Annotated in this window: 31 protein-coding genes and 1 pseudogene; 25 read left to right on the forward strand and 7 right to left on the reverse strand. The window is 65.6% G+C overall.

All coding sequences use genetic code 11. The annotated features are described in order from the left end of the window. A pseudogene (locus ASG52_RS28645) lies at window positions 1-573 on the forward strand (calcium-binding protein); the annotation flags it as partial. A 61-nt stretch (window positions 574-634) separates the two neighbouring features. Then, window positions 635-1,039: a calcium-binding protein gene (locus tag ASG52_RS28650; protein WP_353612484.1), complete on the forward strand. Its 405-nt coding sequence runs from the start codon at window positions 635-637 to the stop codon at window positions 1,037-1,039. Between the two features lie 518 nt (window positions 1,040-1,557). Here the strand turns inward: ASG52_RS28650 and ASG52_RS27145 are convergent. Both ASG52_RS27145 and ASG52_RS12715 read right to left on the reverse strand, forming a co-directional pair. Beyond that, window positions 1,558-2,007: a sce7726 family protein gene (locus ASG52_RS27145; protein ID WP_156383926.1), complete on the reverse strand. Its 450-nt coding sequence runs from the start codon at window positions 2,005-2,007 to the stop codon at window positions 1,558-1,560. Window positions 2,008-2,349: 342 nt separating this feature from the next. Beyond that, window positions 2,350-2,592, reverse strand: a complete 243-nt coding sequence (locus tag ASG52_RS12715; protein WP_156383927.1) for a hypothetical protein — start codon at window positions 2,590-2,592, stop codon at window positions 2,350-2,352. A 673-nt stretch (window positions 2,593-3,265) separates the two neighbouring features. On the opposite strand from ASG52_RS12715, the gene ASG52_RS12725 reads away from it, so the two are divergent. The 9 genes from ASG52_RS12725 to ASG52_RS12765 all read left to right on the forward strand — a co-directional run bounded on the left by ASG52_RS12725 (window position 3,266) and on the right by ASG52_RS12765 (window position 14,433). Next, entirely contained in the window at window positions 3,266-6,325 is a 3,060-nt protein-coding gene (locus ASG52_RS12725; RefSeq protein WP_056243510.1) for a DUF927 domain-containing protein, read from the forward strand. Next, on the forward strand, window positions 6,322-7,194 hold the full coding sequence (locus ASG52_RS27900) for a hypothetical protein (protein ID WP_200945605.1): 873 nt from the start codon (window positions 6,322-6,324) through the stop codon (window positions 7,192-7,194). The genes ASG52_RS12725 and ASG52_RS27900 overlap by 4 nt, the downstream gene beginning before the upstream one ends. Next, window positions 7,191-7,460: a hypothetical protein gene (locus ASG52_RS12735; RefSeq protein WP_056243512.1), complete on the forward strand. Its 270-nt coding sequence runs from the start codon at window positions 7,191-7,193 to the stop codon at window positions 7,458-7,460. The genes ASG52_RS27900 and ASG52_RS12735 overlap by 4 nt, the downstream gene beginning before the upstream one ends. Next, window positions 7,457-7,705, forward strand: coding sequence for a hypothetical protein (locus ASG52_RS12740; protein WP_056243514.1), 249 nt, complete (start codon window positions 7,457-7,459; stop codon window positions 7,703-7,705). The genes ASG52_RS12735 and ASG52_RS12740 overlap by 4 nt, the downstream gene beginning before the upstream one ends. Then, a complete protein-coding gene (locus ASG52_RS12745) occupies window positions 7,705-7,914 on the forward strand; it encodes a hypothetical protein (RefSeq protein WP_056243549.1) in 210 nt (69 codons plus the stop codon). The genes ASG52_RS12740 and ASG52_RS12745 overlap by 1 nt, the downstream gene beginning before the upstream one ends. Beyond that, complete coding sequence (locus ASG52_RS12750; protein ID WP_056243515.1) at window positions 7,911-8,204, forward strand: hypothetical protein; 294 nt, start codon at window positions 7,911-7,913, stop codon at window positions 8,202-8,204. Before ASG52_RS12745 ends, ASG52_RS12750 begins: the two co-directional genes overlap by 4 nt. A gap of 100 nt (window positions 8,205-8,304) precedes the next feature. Continuing rightward, window positions 8,305-8,727 (forward strand): DUF5681 domain-containing protein, encoded by a 423-nt coding sequence (locus tag ASG52_RS12755; RefSeq protein ID WP_056243551.1) that lies wholly within the window; start codon window positions 8,305-8,307, stop codon window positions 8,725-8,727. After that, window positions 8,724-8,987, forward strand: a complete 264-nt coding sequence (locus ASG52_RS12760) for a hypothetical protein (protein ID WP_056243517.1) — start codon at window positions 8,724-8,726, stop codon at window positions 8,985-8,987. Before ASG52_RS12755 ends, ASG52_RS12760 begins: the two co-directional genes overlap by 4 nt. Window positions 8,988-10,125: 1,138 nt before the next feature. After that, on the forward strand, window positions 10,126-14,433 hold the full coding sequence (locus ASG52_RS12765; RefSeq protein ID WP_056243519.1) for a beta strand repeat-containing protein: 4,308 nt from the start codon (window positions 10,126-10,128) through the stop codon (window positions 14,431-14,433). 38 nt (window positions 14,434-14,471) lie between these two features. Here the strand turns inward: ASG52_RS12765 and ASG52_RS12770 are convergent, their stop codons facing one another. The 4 genes from ASG52_RS12770 to ASG52_RS12780 all read right to left on the reverse strand — a co-directional run bounded on the left by ASG52_RS12770 (window position 14,472) and on the right by ASG52_RS12780 (window position 15,713). After that, window positions 14,472-14,780, reverse strand: coding sequence for a tyrosine-type recombinase/integrase (locus ASG52_RS12770; protein WP_353612481.1), 309 nt, complete (start codon window positions 14,778-14,780; stop codon window positions 14,472-14,474). 36 nt (window positions 14,781-14,816) lie between these two features. Continuing rightward, window positions 14,817-14,972 (reverse strand): site-specific integrase, encoded by a 156-nt coding sequence (locus ASG52_RS27150; protein ID WP_156383928.1) that lies wholly within the window; start codon window positions 14,970-14,972, stop codon window positions 14,817-14,819. Window positions 14,973-15,097: 125 nt separating this feature from the next. Further along, window positions 15,098-15,460 (reverse strand): phage holin family protein, encoded by a 363-nt coding sequence (locus ASG52_RS12775; protein WP_056243522.1) that lies wholly within the window; start codon window positions 15,458-15,460, stop codon window positions 15,098-15,100. A gap of 10 nt (window positions 15,461-15,470) precedes the next feature. Next, window positions 15,471-15,713 carry a helix-turn-helix domain-containing protein gene (locus tag ASG52_RS12780; RefSeq protein WP_056243524.1) on the reverse strand — a complete coding sequence of 81 codons (243 nt, stop codon included), beginning with the start codon at window positions 15,711-15,713 and terminating at the stop codon, window positions 15,471-15,473. A gap of 107 nt (window positions 15,714-15,820) precedes the next feature. On the opposite strand from ASG52_RS12780, the gene ASG52_RS12785 reads away from it, so the two are divergent. The 14 genes from ASG52_RS12785 to ASG52_RS12845 all read left to right on the forward strand — a co-directional run bounded on the left by ASG52_RS12785 (window position 15,821) and on the right by ASG52_RS12845 (window position 23,310). Continuing rightward, window positions 15,821-16,129 (forward strand): hypothetical protein, encoded by a 309-nt coding sequence (locus ASG52_RS12785; RefSeq protein ID WP_056243525.1) that lies wholly within the window; start codon window positions 15,821-15,823, stop codon window positions 16,127-16,129. 10 nt (window positions 16,130-16,139) lie between these two features. Continuing rightward, entirely contained in the window at window positions 16,140-16,373 is a 234-nt protein-coding gene (locus ASG52_RS12790) for a hypothetical protein (protein WP_056243527.1), read from the forward strand. Then, window positions 16,373-16,816 (forward strand): hypothetical protein, encoded by a 444-nt coding sequence (locus ASG52_RS12795; protein WP_056243529.1) that lies wholly within the window; start codon window positions 16,373-16,375, stop codon window positions 16,814-16,816. Before ASG52_RS12790 ends, ASG52_RS12795 begins: the two co-directional genes overlap by 1 nt. Before the next feature lie 9 nt (window positions 16,817-16,825). Next, window positions 16,826-17,035, forward strand: coding sequence for a hypothetical protein (locus ASG52_RS12800; RefSeq protein ID WP_056243530.1), 210 nt, complete (start codon window positions 16,826-16,828; stop codon window positions 17,033-17,035). Further along, window positions 17,035-17,481: a hypothetical protein gene (locus ASG52_RS12805; protein WP_056243532.1), complete on the forward strand. Its 447-nt coding sequence runs from the start codon at window positions 17,035-17,037 to the stop codon at window positions 17,479-17,481. Before ASG52_RS12800 ends, ASG52_RS12805 begins: the two co-directional genes overlap by 1 nt. 74 nt (window positions 17,482-17,555) lie before the next feature. Further along, window positions 17,556-18,131: a hypothetical protein gene (locus ASG52_RS12810; RefSeq protein ID WP_056243534.1), complete on the forward strand. Its 576-nt coding sequence runs from the start codon at window positions 17,556-17,558 to the stop codon at window positions 18,129-18,131. A gap of 68 nt (window positions 18,132-18,199) precedes the next feature. Then, window positions 18,200-19,303, forward strand: coding sequence for a hypothetical protein (locus ASG52_RS12815; RefSeq protein WP_056243536.1), 1,104 nt, complete (start codon window positions 18,200-18,202; stop codon window positions 19,301-19,303). A 67-nt stretch (window positions 19,304-19,370) separates the two neighbouring features. Continuing rightward, window positions 19,371-21,089, forward strand: coding sequence for a hypothetical protein (locus ASG52_RS12820; RefSeq protein ID WP_156383929.1), 1,719 nt, complete (start codon window positions 19,371-19,373; stop codon window positions 21,087-21,089). Window positions 21,090-21,092: 3 nt separating this feature from the next. Beyond that, a complete protein-coding gene (locus ASG52_RS12825; RefSeq protein WP_082552530.1) occupies window positions 21,093-21,365 on the forward strand; it encodes a hypothetical protein in 273 nt (90 codons plus the stop codon). 21 nt (window positions 21,366-21,386) lie between these two features. Beyond that, entirely contained in the window at window positions 21,387-21,566 is a 180-nt protein-coding gene (locus tag ASG52_RS27155; RefSeq protein WP_156383930.1) for a hypothetical protein, read from the forward strand. Next, on the forward strand, window positions 21,566-21,850 hold the full coding sequence (locus ASG52_RS12830) for a hypothetical protein (protein ID WP_056243539.1): 285 nt from the start codon (window positions 21,566-21,568) through the stop codon (window positions 21,848-21,850). Before ASG52_RS27155 ends, ASG52_RS12830 begins: the two co-directional genes overlap by 1 nt. A 306-nt stretch (window positions 21,851-22,156) precedes the next feature. Beyond that, entirely contained in the window at window positions 22,157-22,606 is a 450-nt protein-coding gene (locus ASG52_RS12835) for a MarR family winged helix-turn-helix transcriptional regulator (RefSeq protein WP_056243541.1), read from the forward strand. 62 nt (window positions 22,607-22,668) lie between these two features. After that, window positions 22,669-22,872: a hypothetical protein gene (locus tag ASG52_RS12840; protein WP_156383931.1), complete on the forward strand. Its 204-nt coding sequence runs from the start codon at window positions 22,669-22,671 to the stop codon at window positions 22,870-22,872. 60 nt (window positions 22,873-22,932) lie between these two features. Beyond that, complete coding sequence (locus ASG52_RS12845) at window positions 22,933-23,310, forward strand: hypothetical protein (protein WP_156383932.1); 378 nt, start codon at window positions 22,933-22,935, stop codon at window positions 23,308-23,310. A 438-nt stretch (window positions 23,311-23,748) separates the two neighbouring features. On the opposite strand, the gene ASG52_RS27160 is transcribed toward ASG52_RS12845, so the two are convergent. Next, a complete protein-coding gene (locus tag ASG52_RS27160) occupies window positions 23,749-24,297 on the reverse strand; it encodes a hypothetical protein (RefSeq protein WP_156383933.1) in 549 nt (182 codons plus the stop codon). Window positions 24,298-24,729: the final 432 nt, after the last annotated feature.

The raw sequence follows: 24,729 nt of genomic DNA on the forward strand, positions 1-24,729 counted from the left end.
GGCGGCGCGGGCGACGACGTCCTCGTCAGCACGGGCGGGCAGGACGTGCTGCTCGGCAACCGCGGCACCGACAGCGCGGTGATCGACCGCTCCGGCGCCACCGTCGCGCTCCGCTTCGTCATGGAGAGCTTCGGCGCCACGACGACCCTGGAGGGCGACGGCACCACCACCAACAGCATCAACGACATCACCCTGACGGGCGGATCGGGCAACGACCGCTTCGCCACCCTCGAGGGCATCGACGTACTCTCGGGCGGGGCGGGCGACGACAAGCTGTCGAGCGGGGCGGGCGACGACACCCTGAACGGGGGCGCCGGCAACGACACGCTGGAGGGCGGCACCGGCATCGACCGGATGACCGGCGGGACCGGCAACGACGTCTACCAGGTCGACACCTCGAACGACCGGGTGTTCGAGCGGGCGGGCGAGGGCACCGACAGCGTCTACACGACGAGCCACTACACCCTGGCGGCGGGCCAGGAGATCGAGAGCCTGCGGCTGCTGTCCTCGACGGGGGCGACGAACTTCAACCTCATCGGCAACGAGTTCGGGCAGACGCTGGTGGGCAATGCCNGGCCAGGAGATCGAGAGCCTGCGGCTGCTGTCCTCGACGGGGGCGACGAACTTCAACCTCATCGGCAACGAGTTCGGGCAGACGCTGGTGGGCAATGCCGGGGCCAACCGCCTGGACGGCAAGGGCGGCAGCGACGTGCTGACGGGGGGGCGGGGCGCCGACACGTTCATCTTCGCCAGCGCGCTCGGCACCGACAACGTCGATCGCGTCACCGACTTCGCCTCCAACGACACGATCTGGCTCGGCAAGGGCGTGTTCACGGCGCTGGCCCCGGGGCAGCTGGCCGAGAGCGCGTTCAAGAACCTCGACGTGGGTTCTGCAGATGCCAACGACCGCATCCTCTACAAGCAATCGACCGGCGAGTTGTTCTACGACGCGGACGGCTCAGGGACCGGGGCCGCGGTGAAGTTCGCGGTTCTCGACAACAAGGCGGCGCTGAGCGCGGGCGACTTCCTCGTGGTGTGAGGGCAATAGGGCCGGGTGGCGTCGAACCGCCCGGCCCGCGGCGGCGCGAACGCTTGCGACGATGCGCTGACGGCACAGGCGCAGGCGCGCCAGCACAACCTTGCGCTGCTCGAACAGGGGCCGGTCGGGCGCGTGCCAGCGGCCACCACCCCAAACACATGGGCGACGCGGAAAGGAGGGGCTTTTCGGGACGATCCCGACCAGATGTACACACATTGTCAGCAACTTATGAAGGAATTAGCCTTCGTTTACTGCGGTGCCTCATTTTATTGTGGAAATAAATACATTGCAGACTGCGCTGCAAAAAGGCGAGTCTAGGCAGTCTTTCTCGTTGGAAGTATGTGGGGATGAATCATCATATTACATTGGTTGTGAATGATCTCGCCGCCTTGTACGGGATGCTATAGAATTTTTAATCGCCGCAGAGAGATCTCTCAGTGAGATTTGGTCAGATAGATGCCTATACAACGGGTTACGAGGAGAGTTTATGATTTCCAAGTCAAGACCTCGCAGTCTCATCAATTCTTGCGCTTCCGACCTCCACAAAAATACGCAAAGATATAGAGATTCACGTTGGGATTTAGATTCGAGCGCCTGAGCATTTTTAGCTTAATTCCACCCCGCGGGCCTTCGATGATTTCAATCAAATCGCACCATTCGAGAATCAGACCTACTTCCGCTGAAATATGCCGGGTAGCCATCACAAAAGTCAATTTTTCAAGAGCTTCGCTGTATGTGCGTAGCTGTGCTGGTAATCTTAGCAAATTTTCGCCTGCGCTTTTTATTTTGTAACCGTGCAGATGCCCGTTGAAAACGGCTACATCGACGCGACTTTTGGCGGGAGCGAGTCCCAATTCATCGATTGCCAGCACGTCGGCTTCTCCGGCCTGCCGACGCAGCAACTTGCTTTTTAAGGCGCCACGAATCGTGCTTTCATTGTTCTGAAAGTACGGTTTGCATGCCTGGATTCACTCGGCAGCTTTGCTCCGACGCTCACCTCTTTATACCTTCCACTACGATCTATCGGCCGGTTGCGGCGGGTCTGAGCGCGGTGTGCATGTGTGACATGGCGCTGACCCAAGCTGCTGCAGCCTCGGCGAAACTTGCCGCGGTGTACCTAGCAGTCTGCGATCGGTTGCCCCCTAACGAGTGGACTTTTTGACACGAATTTGGGCGGTGATTTTGCTCAAAGGATCATCCGTAGCCGAAAGCCTACTCTTTCGCTGCTCAGGACGATCAAAGTACGCCCGCAGTCCTTATCCTCGTTGCCGCCGACGCGTACCTCATAAGATCGGTAGGCTGCTGCGTCGTTAGCGCGGGCGCGGCCATGCGCGCAGCGGCGGGCTCTCCAAAAAAGCGCTCTGCCCCTGGAGCAAAAATGCCGTCGGGTATTGAGCACTGATGGCCCACAACGATCCCACCACAAGGTCGACGTTGAGGCTGGAGAGGTCGCGGAACTGCCGGTCCCGCACGATCCGCACGTTGTCGACGCCGGTGGCGAAGCCGAGCGTCCACGTCATGAAGGCCAGCCGATAATCGCGCTGATCGAACACCAGAGCGGCGTCAGCCCAGGACATCAAGCCAAAGCCGGCAACGTTCGCACCCTCGGGTCTGCAGGGTGCCGCGGCGAGGCAGCCGCACAGGGACAGAACCGAGAGACATCGGCCCATGCTATGCCCCCACGCGCGCAGCAACTGAACGGGCGAGCGGCACGACGCTCGTTGCCGTCACATCCAAGTCGGGCGCCGTCCGGCGGATCGTCTCGGCGACGTAGCTCGGCGCGAGGTGGGCGTAGTGCTTCTCGACCATCCGCGTGCCTGAGTGCCCGAGCGCCTCAGCGCCGATGAGCAGCGGCGCACCGTTCTCCGCACCGCCGCAGCTCAAACGATTCGGCTAGAGCATCGTCCTGGATATCGGATCCAGGACGATGCTCTATATCCTTGTGCCGCATCGTCTTTTTCCGAAAGCCGGAAACCATCTTTCGGGACGATGCTCTAACGAGCGGTCTGCCTGCATCGTCGCAGGTAGGGAGCAGGACGGGGCCGAGGCTAGTGCTCTATGTGAGACGCGCCTGTGAGACGAGACGCACCTAAGCGGCTAAGTGTTTGAAAAAATTGGAGCGGGCGATCGGGATCGAACCGACGACATTCAGCTTGGGAAGCGCTCGTAACCTACTGATTTTGCGCTCTCTTGTTCCCTATCGCACAACCGCGAAAGGAACGGGTTGTGCGTACCGAAGAAACAAACGCCGCTGCGGGGGTCGGAGCCCGCAACGGCGCTGAATCAACGGCTCGGCAAAGAACCGGAACTGAAAATAGGGCCGGCGCAGGCGCGGCGCAATCGCTCGATCGCTACGTCAAGACGAAGGACGCGCAAGCCGCGATCGAAGGCCACGAGGTCGAGATCGTCCAAGCTCTCGGCATTCCGTGGCGTGCGGGCCAGCGGGATCACATCCGTTGCCCCTACCCCGATCACGGTGGGGCCGACGACTGGCGCCTCAACCCCAAGGGGCGGGCGATCTGCACCTGCACGGGCGGCAAGACCGACAGCGTTTTCGACATCGCCAGCAAGGTCGAGGGGCTAGATTTCGAGGCCGCCAAAATCCGGTGCATCGAGATCGTCGGCCGGGCGGACCTGATCCGCACAAAGGCCGAGGGCAGCAACAACTACCAGACGACCGACGCCCGCAGTCTCCTCAGCGCGCCCGCCGATCGGCGCGACGACACCTTGGCCCGCGCCTACCTCGCGCATCGGCTGGGGATCGAGCACGCTGCGGTCATCATGCCGAGCACGCCCGCCGTCGGCCTCAAGGAACTGGCCTACTTCGATCCGCCTAAGACGGCCAAGGGCAAGCCGGTGAAGGTCGGGGACTGGCCCTGCGTCGTCTTCGGCCAGATCGACGCGCAGGGGCGGCAGCACGCCCACCGCATCTACGTCGAGCCGGGCGGGGCCGGGAAGGCGCGTCTCGGGATCGGCCCGAAGGGCGGGCCGCGCGACCCGAAGAAGTCGGCCAAGATCACCGAGGGCGACACCACCACCGCCGGGCGGGTCGTGACATGGGGCAATCCCAAGGTCGCCCCTTGGGCCATCTCTGCGGAGGGCATCGAGACCGCCGCCGCCGTGGCGAACGCCTTCCGCGCAGAGATCGAGACAGAAGCAGCCTACATCGTTGCCGGCATCAATGCGGGTGGTGTTGAGGCGTTCGCCCCGTGGCCCAACACGAAGCGCGTCACCGTCGCGGCCGACCGGGACGAGGCGGCCAAGATCAGCTCGAACCCGACCCGCAGGGGCGAGCGGGCGGCCCGCGCCTTCGGAATCCGCAATCACGAGCGCATCGCCGTCAGCTACGCGCTGGCCGGCGAGCCTGGCACCGGCACCGACTGGCTCGACGTGCACGAGGCCGGCGGCCCCGAGGCGGTGCGTTCCGGCATCCTTGACGACGTCGCGTACCACCCGAGCGAGGCCGAGGTCGCCGCCGAGCGCGAACGGATCGACGGGACGGCCGAGCTACAGCGGATCGAGCGGGACTATCCCTTGCCGCCCATGGAAAGCGTCACCCTCGCTTACCAGCGCACGAAGACGGGCAAGGTGTGGGTGCATCAGGCCATGAAGGTCGGCGAAGCCGTCGAGATGGTGCCCGTCGCTTCTGCCTTCGGCGTCGCAGCCCGACTGCGCATGGCCGACGAGGGCGACGCCTACGGCCTCCGTCTCGTCGTGCAGGACATGAACGGCCGGTGTCGTCAGATCGACGTTGACCGGGCCGCCTTCGCCCGCCAGGGCGCCGCCGATACGCGGGCGATGTTGTTCGGCGCGGGCCTGCGCACCGAGAACGACGGCGAGCACATCGCCGTGAAGTGCGTGAAGGCCGCCGACCCGGCCCGCGAGATCATCGTCGTTCGACGCCCCGGCTGGCACACCTCGGACAGTGGCGTGCCGTTCTTCGTCTGCCCGTCGGGGCAGATTTTCGGTGCCGAAGGCGACGACAAGCCCGAACTGTCGGTGAACACCAAGATCAGCCCGGCCGTGGCGAGCGGCGGGACGATGGAAGGGTGGCGGCAGGCCGTGACGGCAGCTTGCACGGCACCGCACTGCGAGCACTGGACGCTCGGCACCATCGCCGGCTTCGCCGCCCCCGTGCTGTCCCTCTGCGGACTCGACTCCTGCGGCATCAACCTGTCCGGCATGACATCGGGCGGCAAGACGACCGCCCAGCGCCTCGCCGTCTCGGCGTGGTCGCGGGCCGCCTTGGATCAGCGCGAGAGCCTGTTGCAGAGCGCCCGCGCCACGGCGAACGGCATCGAGTTGATGGCCGCCCGATCCAACGGGACCGTGCTGGCGCTCGATGAACTCGGCCACGTCCACGGCAAGGAACTCGGCCGGATCATTTACAGCCTCGCCAGCGGCGTCGGTAAGACCCGCATGGGCGCCGAGGCGCAGCTTCGGACCTCCTACACGTGGTCCGTCTTCGTCATCTTCTCGGCCGAGAAGTCGCTGGAGGAGAAGGTGCGCGGCGACGGCGGCGAGTGGGCCGGCGGCATGGCCGTCCGCATCCCCGACGTGGATATTTCCGGCATCAACCGCGCGGTGGATCAAGCCGTGTTGGATCAGATCGGAGCCATAGACCGCAACTTCGGGCACGCCGGCCCGGCCTTCGTTGAGGCCCTGATCGCCGCCGGCCTGCACCTGAAGGCGAGCGAGATCAGGCAGGGCATCACTCAGGCCGCCCAAGCCATCGCAGGCGCCGGAGCCGATGGTAAGCACGTCCGTGCCGCCCTGCCCTTTGCGATCTTGAGCACGGCCGGCAAGCTCGCTCAGCGGCTCGGCGTGCTGCCCGAGGCGGTGGACGTGGGGCGCGCGGTGCGGTGGGCCTGGGAGCGGTTCACCAAGTCAACGGATGCCGTCGCGCTGGACCCCGAGCAGCAGGCAACCACGAACCTCCGGGCGTGGATCGCGGAGCGCTGGGGTTCGAGCATTCACCCGACGATGCCGGACGATGGGGCGAGACCGCCGAACCGGGATGCCTTGGGCTGGTACGACGAAACCGCCGTGTACCTGCCCGCACAACGGATCGTGGAGGCCGCAGGCGGCGCCCTGAAGGAAATCGAGATCGGGCGAGCCCTCGACGCGCAGGGCTTTATTGCCAAGACCAAGGATGCGGACTGCTACTTCGTCAGCTTTGTCCCGAAAATCGGGAAGATCAAAGCCTACGCCCTGTCCCGGTCGGCGTTCGGCCGCACGACGCGGGATGAGCCCGCCTTTGCCGTCCACTCAGGGGGGCGGGCATGAGCGCGCAGCACCCCCTCCTAGACGGCCTGTGTGACGGTCTCACGGCCAGCAACAGCCCAACATTTCCCGGATTTCCCGAAAGCGGGGACGCCTCCGGGAACGGTCAAACCATTGAAGATAGATGCATTTCCCGGATTTCCCGGATTTCCCGGAGCCCTGAAACCGGCACTCGGGATTTTAGTGGCGAGGCTTCCCCGGCGCGTGTGCGCGCGGATGCGGGGGCGCGCGCGCGAGGGGACCGTACGAAGGAGCGGGAAATCCGGGAACAGCGGGAAATGCTCGCAGGATCAACGGGTTACATTTCCCGTTCTCTCTCTCTCAAAACGGGAAAACGGGAAATAGAGAGGGGCGACCCTTTTCTTGCGGGCCGATCCCTCCCCGAGCCCCCTACCTTCGAGGAGCGCGCGGCCTTCCTCGAATACGAGTGCGGGCTGCCTCGCGACGAGGCCGAGGCCCAGGCGCGCGCCGAATGCGAGCCGCCCGCCGCCGAACTGGCGCCCGGCCTTGCCGCCCTCCCCCAGACCAACGGCCTTCTCCTCTGGCGCGTCGGCCTCGACCTTCTCAGCCCGTACCGCGCCCCCTGCCCCGGCTATCGCGGCGACGAGTGGTCCCGCGTCTACGACCGCGCCCGCACCTTCCTCGACATCTACGGCGAGCAGGCCCAAGCGCTGGGTTGGACTGCGCCCCGCCTGTTCGGGGTTCATCCTGTTGCCGGCGTCGTCCGCGTCGATGCCTGCGGCGGTCTCGTGCTGCCGGTCGGCGGGCCCATCCGCGCCATCACCGCCACGGAAATCCGGTTCGGGCACCTGACCCACCGGAAGAAGCCCGGCCAGCCCGAAGGCGTCCCGCTGTGGGGCTTCGGCCAATGATCGCCGCCCTCGACCAGTGGGGCCCGTTCCGCCCCGACCTCGACCCGGCCGAGCGGCTGGCCCGCCTACGCAGTCTCAGGGCGATCACGCGGCTGTGCTGCGGCCCGCGCGGCGAACGTCTCGCCGACGAACTGCACCGGGCCGAGCGCGACGCCGACCGCCTCCCCGCTGCGCTCGACGCTCTCAACGCCCTCGCGGCGCTTGACCGACGCCAAGTGCTCACGTCCTTCGCCGCCCTTCACCGCACGATTTGCGAGCCAAGATGATCGCGACCGAGATCGACAGCCAGTGGTTCCACAGCAACCCAGAACGGGAGTTCCGCCTGCGCCGGCAGACGCCTGCCGAATTCGGGGCGTGGCCCGTCGCGCTTGAGCCTGGGATGACCGCGTGGTGCATCATCCGAAAGTCAGACGGGGCGTTGGAGGCGTTCGCCCTCCCTGAAGGCGAGACGTGGGACGATTACGACGAGGAGCTTGCCCCATTCTTCAAGCGGCTTCGGGGCGGCCAGTGATGACCGACCGCGAACTCACCGCCTACCGCGCCGGCCTGAAGCACGCCGCCGACCTCGCCCTCATCGCCGCGCTGGAACTCGAGCTACGGGATGACGGCGGCAAGCTCCGCCAGCGCGCGGCCATCGAGGCGTTGCGCGGTCTCGCCGAGGGTCTGAAGGCCGAAGCCCGCCCCGTAGTGGAGAACCCCACCGTGGAGATCACCGAGTGACCGACGACACCGTGACGAACATCGTCTCCCTCGCCGACCGCCGACCGGCCGACATCGCGCCCGGCTCGATGCACTTCCGCATCGGCTTCCGCACCAGCCTGTCCGACGTGCCCGGCGATCCGCTCCCGCTGATCCTCACCATGGAGCTACAGGGCCAGCCGATGGGCGAGGTCGGCCGCTTCGTGGACACCGCCGAGGGCCACCGCGCCGCCCAGGCTGCAACCCGCATCGGACTTCGCGTCGTGGACCTGATTGCCCACCACGATATGACTGGAGACACGACAGCATGATTTCGGAGCAGGCGCCCCACATCTATGCTTGCCGCGTTGAAGACACAAAGCGGCTGCTTCCTGGCTGTGCTATCAGCCTTACTGACCACGAGCGATGACGATGCCGGGCGAAGGTAGACCATTCGAAAAGGGGAAGAGCGGAAACCCCGCCGGCCGCCCGAAAGGTACTCTCAACCGTACCACGCTCGCCATGCAGGCGTTGCTGGACGGCGAGGCCGAGGCCCTGACCCGCAAGGCGATCGAGATGGCGCAGGACGGCGACGCCGTGGCCCTGCGCATGTGCCTCGACCGGCTGCTACCCGTCCGCAAGGACCGACCCGTGATGTTCGATCTGCCGACGATCACCACCACGGCCGACATCACGAAGGCGACCGCCGCCGTGCTCACCGCCGTGGCCTCCGGCGAGATCACCCCCTCGGAGGCCGCCGACATCGGCCGCGCCGTCGAGGCTCACGCCAAGACGATCGAAGTCCGAGACCTTCAGGACCGCATCGAACGCCTCGAAGCACGGAGCCAGTCATGACCGCTCGCATCCTCGACATGCGCCTCAAGAAGCTGGAGCGCTCGGCGCAGCTAAGCGCCCTCTCCGGCCTCACCGATCAGGAGCTAGACGCGCAGATCGTTGAAACCCTCGCTGCCGTGGCCGCCCCCTACGGCGGCGACGTGCGCGCCATGATCGCCGACATGCGCGCGACCCCCGATCCGACCGAGCGCGAGCTTGCCGGCCAGATCGAAAACCTGATGGACGATTGGAACGAGATGGGGCTGCCGCCGCTGCACTGAGCGAAAACACTCCGTCATCCATTTTATTTAACAGATTTCCGAGATCGGCATGCGCGTAATGAGGCAATAGGTGTATTTGATTATTGAACAATGGCTCATACTTTGTGTTAGATTTCTCCGCCGCATAAATCGAATTTAATGGTTTATTAAAATATACATTGCGCAATGCGAAATTTGAGAATCAAAAATTATCGCAACCTGGAACTCGGTATGCAAAAATGTCACACAAAGTTAAATATTGGATCTGCGCTTCCGCAATGACTGGTATCTTGCTAATCAATTTCTTATACGGGTGGCATTCTACGCAATTACAAAACATCTTCATACGAAGTTTGGAAAAATCGTGTGCGGATTATATTCGTAAGTACGCTGCAGATAGGAACTGTAAAATCGATAGTCTTGACTATGATATTTTATCTGCCGAAGTTCAAATGAAAATTAATTTTGGATCCGAATATAAGCACTACGGTCTGGTGTTGAATTTTCCCTTGAGTATACCGATTATATATATAATATCAAGTAAATATACTAGAGATAATTGGTTCGTTATTAAATAAATCTAGCGTCAAAAGCGACAGGAAAGATTGAGGAAGCCATGGCTTATTCCAATTCCGATCGGGCTCGCTTAACCGATCTTCGTGACTATGCTCGCTCGCAATTGAGCGATCCTAATAATACGCGTGCTCAGGCACTCGTAAACATCGTTGACCATGGTGCTCGGTTGGCGTCTGGAAGTAACGATCCAGCAAAGCAGATGATGTCCGATCTGAAGTTGGTTTTAATTGGAACGGGATATGCTTCGCGTGGTGAAGGTGAGTTTTTCGTGGGATTCTACAGGGGTGCATCCGGTTTTCAAGAAAATATGCAAGACACTTCAATGCAGGTCTCGCATGCCTTTGCTGGCATAAGTCTAGCATATGATGGCTGGTTATATGCTAATCTTGCCGAATATGTTGAAAATGAAAAGCCCGATTTAGATTTATACAAAGCTACTTTCCCCCTAGGATATTCATTGGATGATAACAACTATCAGGGTCTAGCAAAGGCGCTTGCTGGTGCAATAGGTGACTCGAAGATAAAGCCACCCAGTGGTCCTTCATTTCCCCCCAAGCAGGATACTGGGGATTATTTCTCTAGTTTGGAAAGCTTCTTTCAACAATCCCTCCGCCCCAACCGCGATCCCCTCATACTCGATCTCGGTGCCAACGGCATCAAGCTCAAGTCCATGGCTGATTCGGGCGTGTGGTTCGATATGGACAACGACGGCGCTAAAGAGCGCACCGGCTGGCTGACCAAGGAGGATGGCTTCCTCGCCATCGATGCCAACGGCAACGGCAAGATCGACAATGTCGGCGAGCTGATCGGCGATCCCGGCCGCTCGGGCTTCGCCGAACTGGCGACCTACGACAGCAACAAGGACGGCGAGATCGACAAGTCCGACAAGATCTGGAGCCAGCTGCGGGTTTGGCGCGACCTCAACGAGAACGGGGTGACGGACAAGGGCGAGTTGCAGACGCTAGCGGCCAACGGCGTCGTCTCGCTCAGCACCGACTTCACGACTGTCAACTTCACCGCCTCGGAGAACCTGATCCACGAACAGGGCTCGTACGAGACGGCGGGCGGCGTGCGCCGCCAACTCATCGACGCGTGGCTGCAGACCGACAGCGTCAACACCAAGCCAGTCTCGACGGTCGCCATCTCGGCTCAAGCCGCAGCCCTGCCCGACATCCGTGGCTACGGGACGGTTGAGAACCTGCAACAAGCGATGACCAAGGACGCTGCCTTGCTCAAGCTCGTCCAGGGGTTCGTCGCTTTGAAGGCAACCCAGTTCGATCAGGTCGAAGGGCGCGTCGAGGCGATCCTAATGCAGTGGGCCGGTGCCGCGGGCATCAAGGCGGACAGCCGCGGCGGCGCGTTTGATGCGCGCAAGCTCGCGGTGCTGGAGGCCGTCACCGGAACGCCTTGGGTTCAGGCGGGAACGAACCCGCCCGTCTCCAACCCGCCAGACTGGGCGGCGGTCAACCTCCAAAACGCCTACAATATCCTCCTTGATGAGTTCACCGCGCGGTTCCTCACGGTCGGTCCGCTCAAGGGAGCGCTCGACGACGTGCTCTACTCATCAGCCGCGGACCGCGTCCTTGGCCTGCAGCCTTTCGAAGCATATGTCGCTGCCGTCGATACGCTGACACCCGCCGATGCTCAACTCGGTGCCATCTACTGGGCGCAGTCAATCAAGGCGCTACGCGCGGTCGGCGAGGGCAACGGGCTCGAGACCTCGGCAATCAATGGGACGATCGAGACCACGCTGGCGAAATACGGCCTCGGCACCTTCCTCGCCGAACTCGACACGAAGCTAGTTGACCTGCGCAAGGCCGCCAGCGGCAGCCAAAGCTTCGGCAATCGTGAGGTGGTGCTTCTCGGGGCCGGTTCGGACAACGTCACGCTCCTGAATTACGGCGCGGCGATCTTCGCGGGCGCGGGCGACGATGTCATCCGCGCGAAAAGCAGCATGTACGGTTCGGTCACGCTCAACGGCGGAGCAGGCAACGATGCCCTGTACGCGAGCGCCGGCAACGACTTCCTCGACGGGGGCGCCGGCAACGACTGGATGGCAGGCGGCATGGGTTCCGACACCTACGTCGTAGACAGCGCGAGCGACGTAGTCGTCGAGCGGGCCGCAGCGAATTCCTGGGACGGCGCCATCGATACGATCCGCGCCTCCGTTTCCTGGACTTTGCAGGACGGCGTTGAGAACTTGACGCTCACCGGCAAGGTTGTGATCGATGGAACGGGCAATGCCGCGAACAATATCCTTATCGGCAATTCAGCCAGGAACGTCCTGAAGGGACGTGCCGGTGACGACACTTACGAAATCGGTGTTGAGGACACCGTGATCGAGACAGTCAACGAGGGCAACGATACCGTCAGGGTCGCGGGCAGCTACACCCTTGGCGCAAATGTTGAGAACCTCGAATTGCAGGTTGCCGGCGATTTCAACGGGACGGGCAATGCCCTAGCCAACAGCATTCGCGGCAACGACGGGAACAACGTCCTAGACGGCAAGGCAGGTGCCGACAGGCTGGAAGGCGGAAAGGGTAACGACACTTACATCATCGACGAGGTCTACGAGACCGTCACCGAATACGAAAACGGTGGCATCGATCGGCTGATCTCATCCGTCACCGTCTACCTCGGTAGCAACGTCGAACACGCAACCTTGACCGGCAGCGCCAACATCGATGCCACCGGCAACGACGGCGCCAACAGCCTCACCGGTAACGCGGGAGCCAACCACCTCAATGGTGGGGCGGGCGATGATATCATGACCGGTGGCGTCGGCGACGACGTCTACGAGGTCGATACGCTGAAAGATCAGACCGTCGAGAAAGCCGGACAAGGCCTCGACACGGTCCGCACTGCGCTGGCGAGCTTCACGCTTCAGGCCGAGGTCGAGCGGCTCGAATTCGCCTACGGTGACTCGGCCCACACGGGCAGAGGCAATGCAGGCGCTAACACGTTGATCGGCAACTACGGGGCTGACACGCTTTTCGGTCTTTCTGGCGACGACGTCCTGGCGGGTGGTTTGGGCGATGCGACTGACCGCCTTGACGGTGGCGCCGGGGACGACCGCCTCGATGGCGGCGGCGGTGCTGACACCATGATTGGCGGCGCAGGCGATGACGTCTACGAGGTCGACAATGCGGGCGACCGGGTAGTCGAAGCTGTCGATGGTGGGATCGACACGATCCGCGTACGCTCCAGCATATTCACTCTGGCCGATGCGATCGAGAACGTCGTTGTTACCGAAGGCGGGAATTGGGACGTCAACGGGAACCGGGCCGACAACGTCATTACGGGCAACGCCTACGCGAACGTCATCGACGGGCAGGGCGGCAAGGACCGGATGTACGGAGGCGCCGGCAACGATACCTACGTAGTCGACAATGCCGGCGACCGGGTGGTCGAGATGGCCGATGACGGCGATGATCTCGTCAAGAGCTATGTCGATCAGGCCCTCACGGCCAATGTCGAGGATCTGACCCTGCTCGGTGGCTTGGCCGTCTACGCGACTGGCAACGACCTCGACAATACCATCATCGGCAACAGCGCCGCGAACGTCATCGTCGGCGGCGGCGGCAGCGACATCCTGACCGGGGGTGGGCGTCGCGACACCTTCATGCTGATCGCTGACGACGGCGGCAGCGATACGATCACCGATTTCCAACTGGGTTCGGGCGGCGACCTTCTCGACGTCACGAAGTTCCTGAAGAGCGTCGGTTATACCGGCAAGAACGCCTTCGCCGATGGGGTCATTCGCACTACGAACAGGTGGTCGGCTGATGCTCAGATCGAATTCGACCGGGCATGGAAGACCAAGGGTGAGAGCTGGTCGACGCTGGTCACCCTCCAGAACATCAATGCTGACAAACTCCTAGCGAGCAAGCAGATCGTCACCAGCAGCAGCGCCAATGCGAAACCGCTGATTATTGATGCGATCGACGAGATCCGCGTCGCACCAGGTGAGCAAATTCAGCTCAATCTGGAGAGCGCGGCGATCGACTACGACAGCGGTAGCCTGACTTGGAAGGCGACGGCCCTCGACGCCAAGGGCACCGTCGTCGCCCTGCCGGCATGGCTCGCCTTCAACGGTGCAGTTCCCGCCCTCTACGGCACGCCGTCGACGAACGCGACCGACCTGACGGTGCGCTTCACGGTCACTGATGAGAAAGGGCTCTCAGCGTCCTTCGTCACTGCCGTTGATGTGCGCCGTGCCGACCTTGGCGATCAGAGTTTCACCGGAACGGACACAGCCGAGACCTTCAAGCCAGGCGCAGGCGACGATATCGTCAAGGCCAGGGACGGCAGTGACCGGATCGTCGTCGAGGCTACGCTGACCAAAGGCGAGACCACGGACGGCGACGACCGCTTCGACGGCGGGGCCGGTCGGGATGTCCTCGATCTCTCGCTGGCCGCTGCGGCGGTCTCGGTCGATCTCGGGGCCGGCACTGCCACGGGCTCGACCATAGGAGCCGATACCGTCACCGGCATCGAGCATGTGATCGGCACCGCCTTCGACGACCGGCTCACCGGCTCCATCGTCTCCGAGACGTTCGCAGGTGGTGCGGGCAAGGATAACTTTGTGTTCAAGACCGCACTCGGCGCGAGCAATGTCGATACCTTGGTCGGGTTTTCGACCGCGGACGACACGATCCAGCTATCGAAAGGTATCTTCACCGCCCTCTCGGCTGGGACGCTCGCCGCCACTGGGTTCAAGGATCTGAGCGTGGCGGGCGCCAAGGTCGATGCGGACGACCGCATCCTCTACAACAAGACGACCGGCGCCCTGTCCTACGATGCCGACGGCAGCGGCTCAAAGGCGATGGTGCAGTTCGCCTCTATAGACACGAAGGTAGCGCTGACGGCAGCCGACTTCTTTGTCGTCTGATCCAGCCCGCTCCGAGGCAGTTCGACGGCTGCCTCGGCCTACAAGAACCCACCCCCAGCGTGATCCTTAAAGGCGTTCGCGCGCCTGATGTAGCCGACGACAGTGCGGGGATCGCGGTGCCCCGACACGTCCATGATGCGGGCCATGTCGGCGCCGCGCTCGGCTGCCGTCGTGATGAAGCCGGCGCGCACTCCCTGCGCGCCGAACAGCATCGGATCGAGCCCGGCAGCCTCAGCGTACCGCTTAATGATGTCGGCCACGGCCTGCGTCGTGAGGCGGGGCGCCGAGGGTTCGGTTCCCCCTGGTGCATTCGAACCGACGGAGCGCACCCGATCCGACCGCGACACGGGTCGGAACAGGGCCCTCGGAGACCTCCGAGCCGGTCAGCCACACCTGCACAGCAGCGCCACAGGCCGGATGAAAAGCCCGTGCGGAATAGCCTTCTCGATGCCGCCGCCTTCCTGATCCGTCTTGCTCTGGCACGCCTGCACCCGCAGGCCGTTAAGATGCTCGGACAGGTCCGCCACGTCGAGTGCCACCAGCTCGGAGCGCCGGTGCCGTGCCCTTATGGATTGCGGAAGCAGGCGTAGAATTCAATCACATCCGGCTTCCGACTCGGTGCTGGGCCCACATGGTCAGAGCTGACCATTGAGCGCAGGTGCGCTTATGTCCTGACCGATCGTAGGCTCATCCTGCGAAGGCCAGCCCACATCAGGATCGCCGCTGCCGCGAGGAACGGCAGAGCCACGATCAATCCCGCCACGGCGTCGGAGCCTATCAGCGCCGCAATCGCGTCCCGCAGCGCGATCAGCAGCAGAACCAGCGAGACGAGGACGAGCATCAGCGCGCCGCCGAACAGCGCCGCAAGCGTCGCGAGCGCCCTCAGGTTGCCGCGAACCTCAATCCTGGCCAGCCGGAGCAAATCGGCGAACTGAGCGCTGGCCTCGCGGATGGCTGCGACGATCAGTGCGGGCGTGCTGCGCGGATCTGCATCCGGCTGCTGCCGATCCACCGTCGGCTCGTTCACAGCAACCGTCTCATTGCTCGGCACTAATCGGGCTCCGAAGCCTTGCACCGGGGCCGCCGCCGTTCTGGTCGATGAACTCCACCCCGGCCTTCTCGAACGCCAGCCGCAGCAGCGTCCGGTTGCTGTCGCGCATCTCGCCGCCCTTTTCGAAGGCGCGCAGCGTGACCTTGCTGAGCCCGGTCGCCGCAGAGAGATCGGCCTGGGTCCAGTCGAGGAGGGCGCGCGCGGCGCGGCACTGTACCGGGTCGATCATACAACACAGATAGCGGCAGCTTGTCTTTTTGACAAGTTGGGGCTTGCAAGGGAAAGAGAGTGAGCTTAGTTTGCTTTTAGGAAAGTTGATGCGACGAAAGCAAACCGATGTCCCACCGCAGCCGCTCCGCCTTCTCCTGGTCCTCCGCTCTCCGCGACATGCGGAACGACCGCGTACAGGTTCCGCAGGGCTTCCTCGGCTCGCGCGAGCGCATCCGGGTTGCGGTTCGCCTCAACGTCGTCGCGCTGGTGAAGGCTGACGGTTCCTTCGACCGCGCCGGCATCATGTCGGCCGCCGCCGCCGCCGCGAAGAAACACCAGCTTCAGTACGGCTCCACCTGGGCCGTCGCGATGTCCGTCAGCCTCAAGGCCGCCTGGCAGCTCGCCAAGTCCCACCGCCCCGCCGTTGCGCACTGAGGGGGCCGCTATGATCGTTTTCGCTGTCGCCTTCGGCCTCTCCGGCATCGCCTGCGGTGCCGCGTTCCTCGCCTCCTACGCCGCTGACAACGGCCTCCCCTTCGCCCTACCGACCCTCACCCGCACGCCGGCCCCGGCCCTGGCTGCGCCCGTCGCCGCCCAGCCGCTCGCCCCGGTCTGGTGCGAGACCGCCCGGCGCTGGCGCCACCCCGTCACCCGCGCGTTCGTGAAGGCGCCCCGCTGATGCTCCCCGCCCTCACCCGCCGCGCCATGGTCGCCGCGCTCGCCTCCGCTTCGGCCCTGAGCGCCCCCGTCGTCGCCTCCCCGCATCTGCGTGGCGACGATACCGAGCGGTTGCCCGACCACGCGGACCTGTGGGCCCGGATGCCCCTGCCGTTCACGCCCGCCGAGGCGTGGCACCTGCTCTCGCCCGCGACGCAAGCCGAGATCGGCGCCGCCGTCATCGGCATGGCGCTCGCTGAGTACGTCGCGGGCGATGGCCGGGAAGATGAAGATCAATTCCACGACGAGGAGCTTCGCGGCGCAGCGATCGACACGCAGCACGATCTGCTGAACGCCATCACGCCCCGCCTGTGGGCGCTGCTCCCCGACCTCTACGGCCCCGACGGCGATCATCCGGCCTGGGCGCTCGACAGCGGCATGGCCGCGCGTCTCCCCACCGCTTGAGCCCGGCCGATGCCCAACCTTCCCCCAAACCATCGCGCCGAGGTCAGCGCCGCCGCCGCGGCCCTGCTCGCCACGGCTACCGCCCTCACCGAGGCTATGGCCGCCCGCCCCGAAGACACCGAGGGCGCCGCCCGCGATCTGCTCGGCCCGGCCGAGGCCGTTCTCGCGAAGGCCCAAGAAGTTGTCCGCCACCTTCGCGCCCGCGTCGAGGCCCGCTGATGTCGCCCCGCCCCACCCGCCGCACCGTTCTCGCCGTCGTCCTCTCGGCCGTGGCGACCCCGCCCACGGCCAGCGCCGTCCGGCCTGATCCGCTCGCCACCGCGATCCGTCGCGCCCGCCTCGCCGATGCCGCTCACCGGCAGGCAGGCCGTGACACCCTCGTCGCCTTCGGTCCCGGCGCCCCGCGTCCGGCCTACTGGCGAGCCTACCGCTTTGGCGTGCTGGCCGAGCGCTACAGCGCCCGCCGCGCGCTCCACGCCCTGACGCCTGCCACGCCCGACGAGGCGTCCGCCCTGGTCGCCTATTACGCCGAGCGGGCCGAGCTGTCGGGCGACCCCGAGACCGCCCGCCACGCGCGGCGCCGCCTGCGCAAGGTGTTCGCCCGCCCCGGTGCCGCGCCGGCCCCGCCGCTGCCCCAGACGCTCAAGCCGCCCGCGCCTTCCTGATCCCGCGTCCGCGCGGCGCCTCCCCCTCGACCGCCACCGACCCACCGCAACGAGCCCTCTTAGGAGCCCGAACGATGACCCATGTCCGCCCCCTCCCTGTCCTCACCGTCCACCACGCCGACGGCGACCGCGTGCCGTTCCATGCCGACCCCATCCTTGCGGCGATCGAGGCGCACGAGGAGGCTTACGCGGCCTTTCAGGTCGCGCCGGAGGGCGAGGCGTCGTTGAGGGCGTTCGACGCCTACAACGAGACCCGCAAGGCGCTCCTCGCCACGCCCTGCGCCACGCGCGCCGGGATGCTGTGCCTGATCCGGCACCTTCGCTGGTGGATGGGTGAGGAAGCGCCCTTCGCCGCGGACTACCAGCACGACTTCGGGATTGCGCAGGCCCGCGAAAGCGACCTGTCCCGCTGCTTGGGCGTCGAGCGCATCGAACGCCTGCCGCTGGCCCTGCCGTCCGGCCGGCTCCTCGCGCCGGTCCTCGACCTCAAGCCCGTCTCTGCCTCGACCTCGTCCAGCGGCACCTACCCCGCCCCCGTGCCGACCCGCGTGCAGTTCGGCCGCGCCATGAGCCGGGCTGCCGACGTGGTGGCCGGCCTCGTCATCATCGTCGGCGGCTGCGGCCTCGTCGGCTTCGCCTCGCTCTTCTGACCACGCCCGGCCGGCGCGCTGCCGTGGCGCCGCCGGCTCCCGTCATCCTCGACCGGAGATCCCCGACCATGCGCAACCCGTTCAAGCGCAAACTCCGCCCTACCGACAAGCCAACCCTGCGCGAGCGCGCCGCCACCCTGAAAACCAGCCTCTCGCGCCTGCTCACTCGCCCGGAGGGGCAGGGCGAGGCCAACCAGCACCGCCGCGCCCTCGTCGCCGGATCGGTCGCCGCCGCGATCCCGCTGCCCGTGCTGGCGCACTCTGCGACTCGCGCGCCCGCCGCCGCCGCGGAGACCGGCGCCCCCGCCGCATTTCTGCCTGCCCCGCATCCCGACCGCGCCTTGCTCGACCTCGCGGCGACCTTGGCTCAAGCTGAAGAAGTCGAGGCCAGCGCCGCCCGTCAGAGCGCCGCTGCATGGGATGCCGTCTCCGCGGTACTGCGCACCCGGCCGATTGCGCTCGTCCCCTCGCGTTGGGAGTGGTGCGCCGTGATCGAGCACGGGCGGCCGATCGCGCCGAGGGGCAATCGGATGCACCACATCCCGACCGACCCCGGCGCCTTGCCGGAGGATCACCAGCGCTGGCAAAATGCGTGGACGGGCGAGGGGCTGCGCTCCGCCATCGCCAACGCCGTGCGCCTGCTCGGCAAGGGCGGACGCACGCCGCATCGCATTGCCTTCTGGAAAAGCCTTCTGCCGATCGCCGACGCCTTCGACGCCGAGGTGGCGGCGGTCTACGCGGCGACCGACGCGAAGCGGCTGAGCAGCGTGGCGCAAGACGCACGCGAGCGCGTCCAAGCACTCCGGCGGGAGATCGAGGAGCTTACGGCGACCACCCCGGAAGGGCTGGCCGTGCATCTGCGCGTCTTCCTCTCGGCGGACCACTACAAGGGTAAGACCGACCACACCGCTCTTACCCGCAGCACCGCGGCCGTCGCGGGCGTACCCCTGCCAGAGTCCGGCCTTGATCCGTCGGAGTGGGTTGCCGCCTGGGAACGGCTTGGCGGCAGCATCAAGCGGCACCCGCGCCGCCACGGTCGAGACGAACTCATGTTCGTCTGCCCCGACACCTTCAAGGTTGAGCCCGATCGCCTCGCCGAAATCCAGCGCCTTTGCGACGAGCACCGGGCCAGCGGCCGCGTCATCGACCGCTGGCTCTACGCCAACCGCTGACCCCGCCTCGCGGCGGGCCAGCCCCTCGCCGCACGTCCCCGCATCCTGTGATCCAAGGAGGCCGCCCGTGCCCTCTCTCAACCTGCGCAATCCGCTCCGCCGCGATCCGAACCGCCCGACCCTCAAGCAGCGCGCCGCCGCGCTGAAGGCCACCGCAGCGCGCGTAATCCGCGGCCGGCGGGGCGTTGAGCTTACCGATCAACCTTCTTCAGCATCCCTACCGTCAGGAAGTGCTGCGGATCGCAGTGCGCGCACCTTCAAGGCACCAGTGCAGGAGATGCACGATGCAGGAGGAGGCGAACCCGGCCGCACCTCGGCAGCCGACGGACATGCGCCTCATCAGGAGAGCGCCATGGGCCGTCACGAGAGCTTCGATCCGACCAACGCCATTCCGTTCTCGCTTGGGGCCATGGGCGAGGCCCTGCCCGCCGCCGGCTCGCCCGAGGCCCTGGAAGCCTTCGGCGCCGCCTGTCGTGCTGTCGATGCCGCGAGCCATCTCAGCGATGCCGACATGGAGGCGCTGCACATCGCGCCCGGCGCCTCGCTCTGGACATCCGACAAGGCGACGGACGCGCTGTCCGGCAACTTCTCCCGGTTCATGCCGAACGAGATCGAGGCGGCGCGGGCCGTCCCGAAGGCGCGGCTCGAAGAACTGCTGATCCTGGCGCTGCGCCGTGAATTGCGCATGGCCGAGGCCGCACGGACCTCCCGCATCCGCGAACTCCACGCTCTGGTCTACGGCGACGAGCCGGAGCCGGCCGACGAGGATGAGGCGCCCTCGACCGGCGACCCTGATCCGATCCTCGCCCTGATCGAGGCGAACCGCACAGCAGAGGCCGCCATCGACGCTTTCGGGCGCGAGGCAAAGGCCCGGCCGGGCATCGACCCTGACAGGAGCGCGGAACGGGCGATGGCGGATGCGCAGGCGGATAGCTGGCGAGCCGTCTATCAGACGCGGCCGACGACCCTCGCCGGCCTCGCGGCGCTCCGTGACTGGATCGTATGGCAGATCGAGCGCCACAGAGAGCCGCCGGAGGGCGACGGTTCGGTGTGGGCCGACGCCTACCTCAGCCTGCACAGTGCGCTCGACCTCGTGCTCAAGCCCGCCGCCGACCCGCGTCTCGTCGCGATGGTGGCGGAGTGGCAGGACGTGCGCCGCAAGCTCGACGACCCGAGCGCCGAAGAGACGCCCGAACTGGACGCCCTCGCCGAACAGCACTCGACCCGGCAGAGGGAAATCTACCTTTACCCTGCCCGGTCGGTGCTCGACCTCCTCGCCAAGGTGCCCGCGCTCCGTGACGAGATGGCCGATGCAGCGCGCGGCTACGACACCGACGGCGCACCCAAAATGCTCGCTCATGCCGCTTGGGTCGGCCTACTCGCCGACATCGAGCGGATTGCCGGGGCCGCTCCCGCCTTCGTTGCGGCCGACGACGCCGAGTTGATCGCGCTCGGCCGAGCTTTCGACACTGCCGCCGCTCAGGCCCAAGAGGCAGAGGACGAGCACGACGCCGATCCCGCCAACCATCAAAAGCGCATTGCCGCAGATAAGGCAGCCGAGCCGGTTTATGATCTCGCCGAGCGGATAGCCCCCCTACCTGTGCACACGCTCGCAGGTATGCGCGTAAAGCTCCGCCTCGCCGCGTTCTATTGGACCTGCCTTCCTCGCAAGCCGCTGGAGGACGTGCACAACGGCGAAATCGCTATCTGCTCGCTCTACCGGAGTACGCCCGGCATCGTGCTCGGCGCTGGCCCGTTCGGCGTTCGCATCGTGCCGGAGGCGTAATCCGTGGCCGACAACGTCATCACGTTCCGCCGTCCCACCCCGGCCCCCGTCGTGCGTACCGACGTGCTCGACGGGCCAGCGCTCCGCGCCGAGATCGAGGCGGCGGCGCAAGCCGCCCTCGACCACGCGGACGCTCTAATTGCCATCCTCGACCGCCTGGGCGGCGAGCCCGACGACGAGGACGGCGCCGACGCGGAACCGTCCCTCGGCGCCCCCGAAGGCCACGCCTCTCAGGTGGTGTGGCTGCGCGGCGCCGACCGCGACCTCGAAATCTGACCCCGACCGGAGACCCTATCTGTGCGAACCCGCCTGACCATGCGCGCTGCCCTGGCGCTCGGCCTGCCCTCGCTCGCCCGCGGTATCGGCCGGATGCGCCGCGCCGGTCGCGACATCCTCGACCGATCCGGCCACGAGGCAGGGCGGGGCAACGTGGTGACGGCAGCCGCCCTCGTCGTCCTCTATCTCGTGGGCGTGTGATGCCGACCGCCCTCCCGTCCTCTCGCGCCCTGTCGTGGCGCAAGCTGTTGCGGCTCCTGTCGCTGCGGCTGCGCATCGAGACTGTCGCCGCCCGAATGAAGCGGCTTCCGGCCTCGGATACCCGAACCTGCCGCGCCGGCTGCCGCTTCCTGTCCCTTTCGAGGGAGTCCTACGAGCTGACCGGCGAGCCCGAGCCGGAGGACGTGATAGCGATGCGGGAGGTATTCGAGCGCCCGTTCCCCGACGGCTCGACCTTGCTCAGCCGCTATAGAGAGCGATCCTGATCCGCGTTCCCTTGCTCGCCCTGGCAGGCGGCGCAGGGGCAGGAGGCCAGCGCCCTCATTCGTCCTGGCAGACAAGGGGCACAGGACCGCTGGCCTCGCCATGTCAGCAGATCCGTGAGGTGTTTATGTGCCCTCTACTAGCGAGGCGGCGCCCAGCCGGGTCGCGACCGAGCCTGCGAGCATCTGCATCCGACCAGAGGGCGGAGCGGCTTTCATCCGTGGGAAGCAACTTCTCAAAAACCATTAGAATGCAAACTGTGGCCCTGTCGCTGCTCCGCATGCGCGAAGTCGTCCGGGAACCACAACGTGAGCAACCAGCCAGACACCGCCTTCGTCGGCCTCGACAAGCAGCTCTGCTTCGCCGTCTACTCGGCAGGCATCGCCTTCACGGCCGCCTACAAGCCGATCCTCGATCCGCATGGGCTGACCTACCCCCAGTTCATCGTGCTCCTGGCGCTGTGGGAGAGGGACGGCGTGCCGCTGAAGGACATCAGTGACCGTCTCGGCCTCGATCCGGGCTCTGTCACCCCGCTCCTCAAGAAGCTGGAGGGGATGGGCCTCCTGCGCCGCGGGCGCAATCCTAGGAACGAGCGTCAGCTCTTCGTTGAGTTGACCGATCGGGGACAGGCGCTGCGTCCGCTGGTCGGCGAGGCGCGCTGCGCCTTCATCCGCGCGATGGATGGTGAAGAGTCGATCCTGAAGGCTCGCGAGGAAGTCGCCCGCGTCACCCGCCTCCTCCAAACGAGCCTGTCGTAACCCGCTCCGGGGGTTACTACCAAGCCAGGTACTTCTGCGTCACCGAGGTCGTCGCGGTCTTGGTGGCTGTTGTCGTAGCGGGGGACGTGGTGCTCGTGGCCGTCTTGGGGGCCGTGCTCGTCGTTGAGGCCGTAGCCGTGCTTGTCGTCGGCGCGGTGGTCGTCGTGGATGCCGTCTTGGTGGTGGGCGAGAGGCTGGCGGTGATCGAGGACACGGCCGAGGTCGTCGCGTTCACCGTCGAGGACACGGCCGCGGTTGTACCCTGAACCAAGGTGGTGAGCAGGTTGCCAGACGAGGCGGTCGAGGTTCCCGCCTGAGGCGTCGTGGTGGTCGAGGAGCCCGACGAAGTCTGCGACGTGCTGGTCGGGGAAGCCGTTGTCGTCCCGGTCTGCGGAGCCGTGGTGGTGGCCGATCCGCTGCTGGTCGAGGAGCTTGAGGTCGGCTGCGGGGCCGTACTCGTGCTGCTCGTGGATGTGGTCGTCGCCTGGGTCTGCGGCGCCGGGGTGGTGGTCGATCCGCTGCCGGGCGAGGAGCCCGAGGCGATCTGCGGAGTCGTGCTCGTGCTGCTCGTGGACGATGCCGGGGCGGTCGTCGGCGCGGGAGTCGCAGCCGAGGTGCTGTTCGTTGTCGACGCAGGCGACGAGTTGGTCGTCGTGGTAGGAGCGGTGCTCTGCGACGCAGCCTGCGATGCCGTCGGCTGCTGAGCGGTGCTCGGGTTGCTCGACGTGGTAGAGGGAGCGACAGGCGTGCTCGTGGAGGGCGCCGGGGCTGTGCTGGTCGGAGAAGCGACGGCAGCGGGGYTGGTCGGAGCCGTAGCAGCAGGCGCTGCTGCCGGCTGTTGCACCTGCTGAGACGCCACCCCGGAAGCCGAYGGAGCCGAGCTCGCAGCGTTCGCGCTGGTGGTCGGCGACGAAGCCGCCGGCGCCGCCGACGGAGCAGCGCTCGCGGTCGGCGCGGGGACGCTGGGCTGCTYGGCTTTCACCGGAGCCGTGGCGGTCGGAGTGACGGCCGCTCCGGCCTGGGCAACGGCCTGAACTTGCGCAGCCTGCGGAGCCTGGCTGATGGCATTTTGGGATGCAGTCGTCAGGACGGCAGCGACAGCGGCGCTGGCGCCCTGCTTCAGCGCTTGGCTCGGCACAACCTTAGCCTGTTCCGTCGCCGCTGCCTTTGGGAGCCGAGCTCGCAGCGTTCGCGCTGGTGGTCGGCGACGAAGCCGCCGGCGCCGCCGACGGAGCAGCGCTCGCGGTCGGCGCGGGGACGCTGGGCTGCTCGGCTTTCACCGGAGCCGTGGCGGTCGGGGTGGCGGCCGCTCCGGCCTGGGCAACGGCCTGAGCTTGCGCGGCCTGCGGAGCCTGGCTGACGGCATTCTGGGATGCAGTCGTCAGGACGGCAGCGACAGCGGCGCTGGCGCCCTGCTTCAGCGCTTGGCTCGGCACAACCTTAGCCTGTTCCGTCGCCGCTGCCTTTGGCAAGGAGCCGGACATTTTCGAGGCGCTGCTGCCAGCGGCATTCTGCGCAGGCTTGGCCGTCGTCGAGGCGGCGATTGAAGCTGATGCCAGTTGCTGTCCAAGCACGCGCAGACCGATCTGGCCGCGCGACAAGCGGTTTGAATTATCGCTGTACGCAGATGCGCTGGAGGCTGCATTCAGGTTGAGGCGGAAAGCGCTGTTGGAGTGGCTAGAGATCTGCATTGTTGCCCCCTTGTTATGGGGCAAAGATGGGTCAGGCGCTGTACCGAGACCTGACTTCGATCCTTACAATTTTAGCGGTTCCCTCGCTCACGAAGATTYTTCGCGTTTCAGTTGCGGTATGATTAGCGCTCCATGAATGAGTATCAAAAGCGTTTTGGTATGAATGATGAGGACTCAAGCGATTGTTGTGCTCACGGCGCCATTCGGCAGTTTGGACGGCTCCGGAGCGTTAGGCAGGATGAGGGCGGCGCCTGTTAGTGCGGCCAGAAGCCAGCTTTTCGATCCATCGTCAGACGGGCACGAGGTAGGATCGACGGCTTGCTGGCCAGCCTTGGTAGCGCCGGGATCGCGGTGGCAGAATGCGCAATGGAAAAGCGCCTCTCACCCGTCTGCGAGATTAAGGTCGATGGCGCGTGGCTACGTGTTCCAGCC

Source organism: Methylobacterium sp. Leaf456 (assembly GCF_001425465.1).
Taxonomy (GTDB): Bacteria; Pseudomonadota; Alphaproteobacteria; order Rhizobiales; family Beijerinckiaceae; genus Methylobacterium.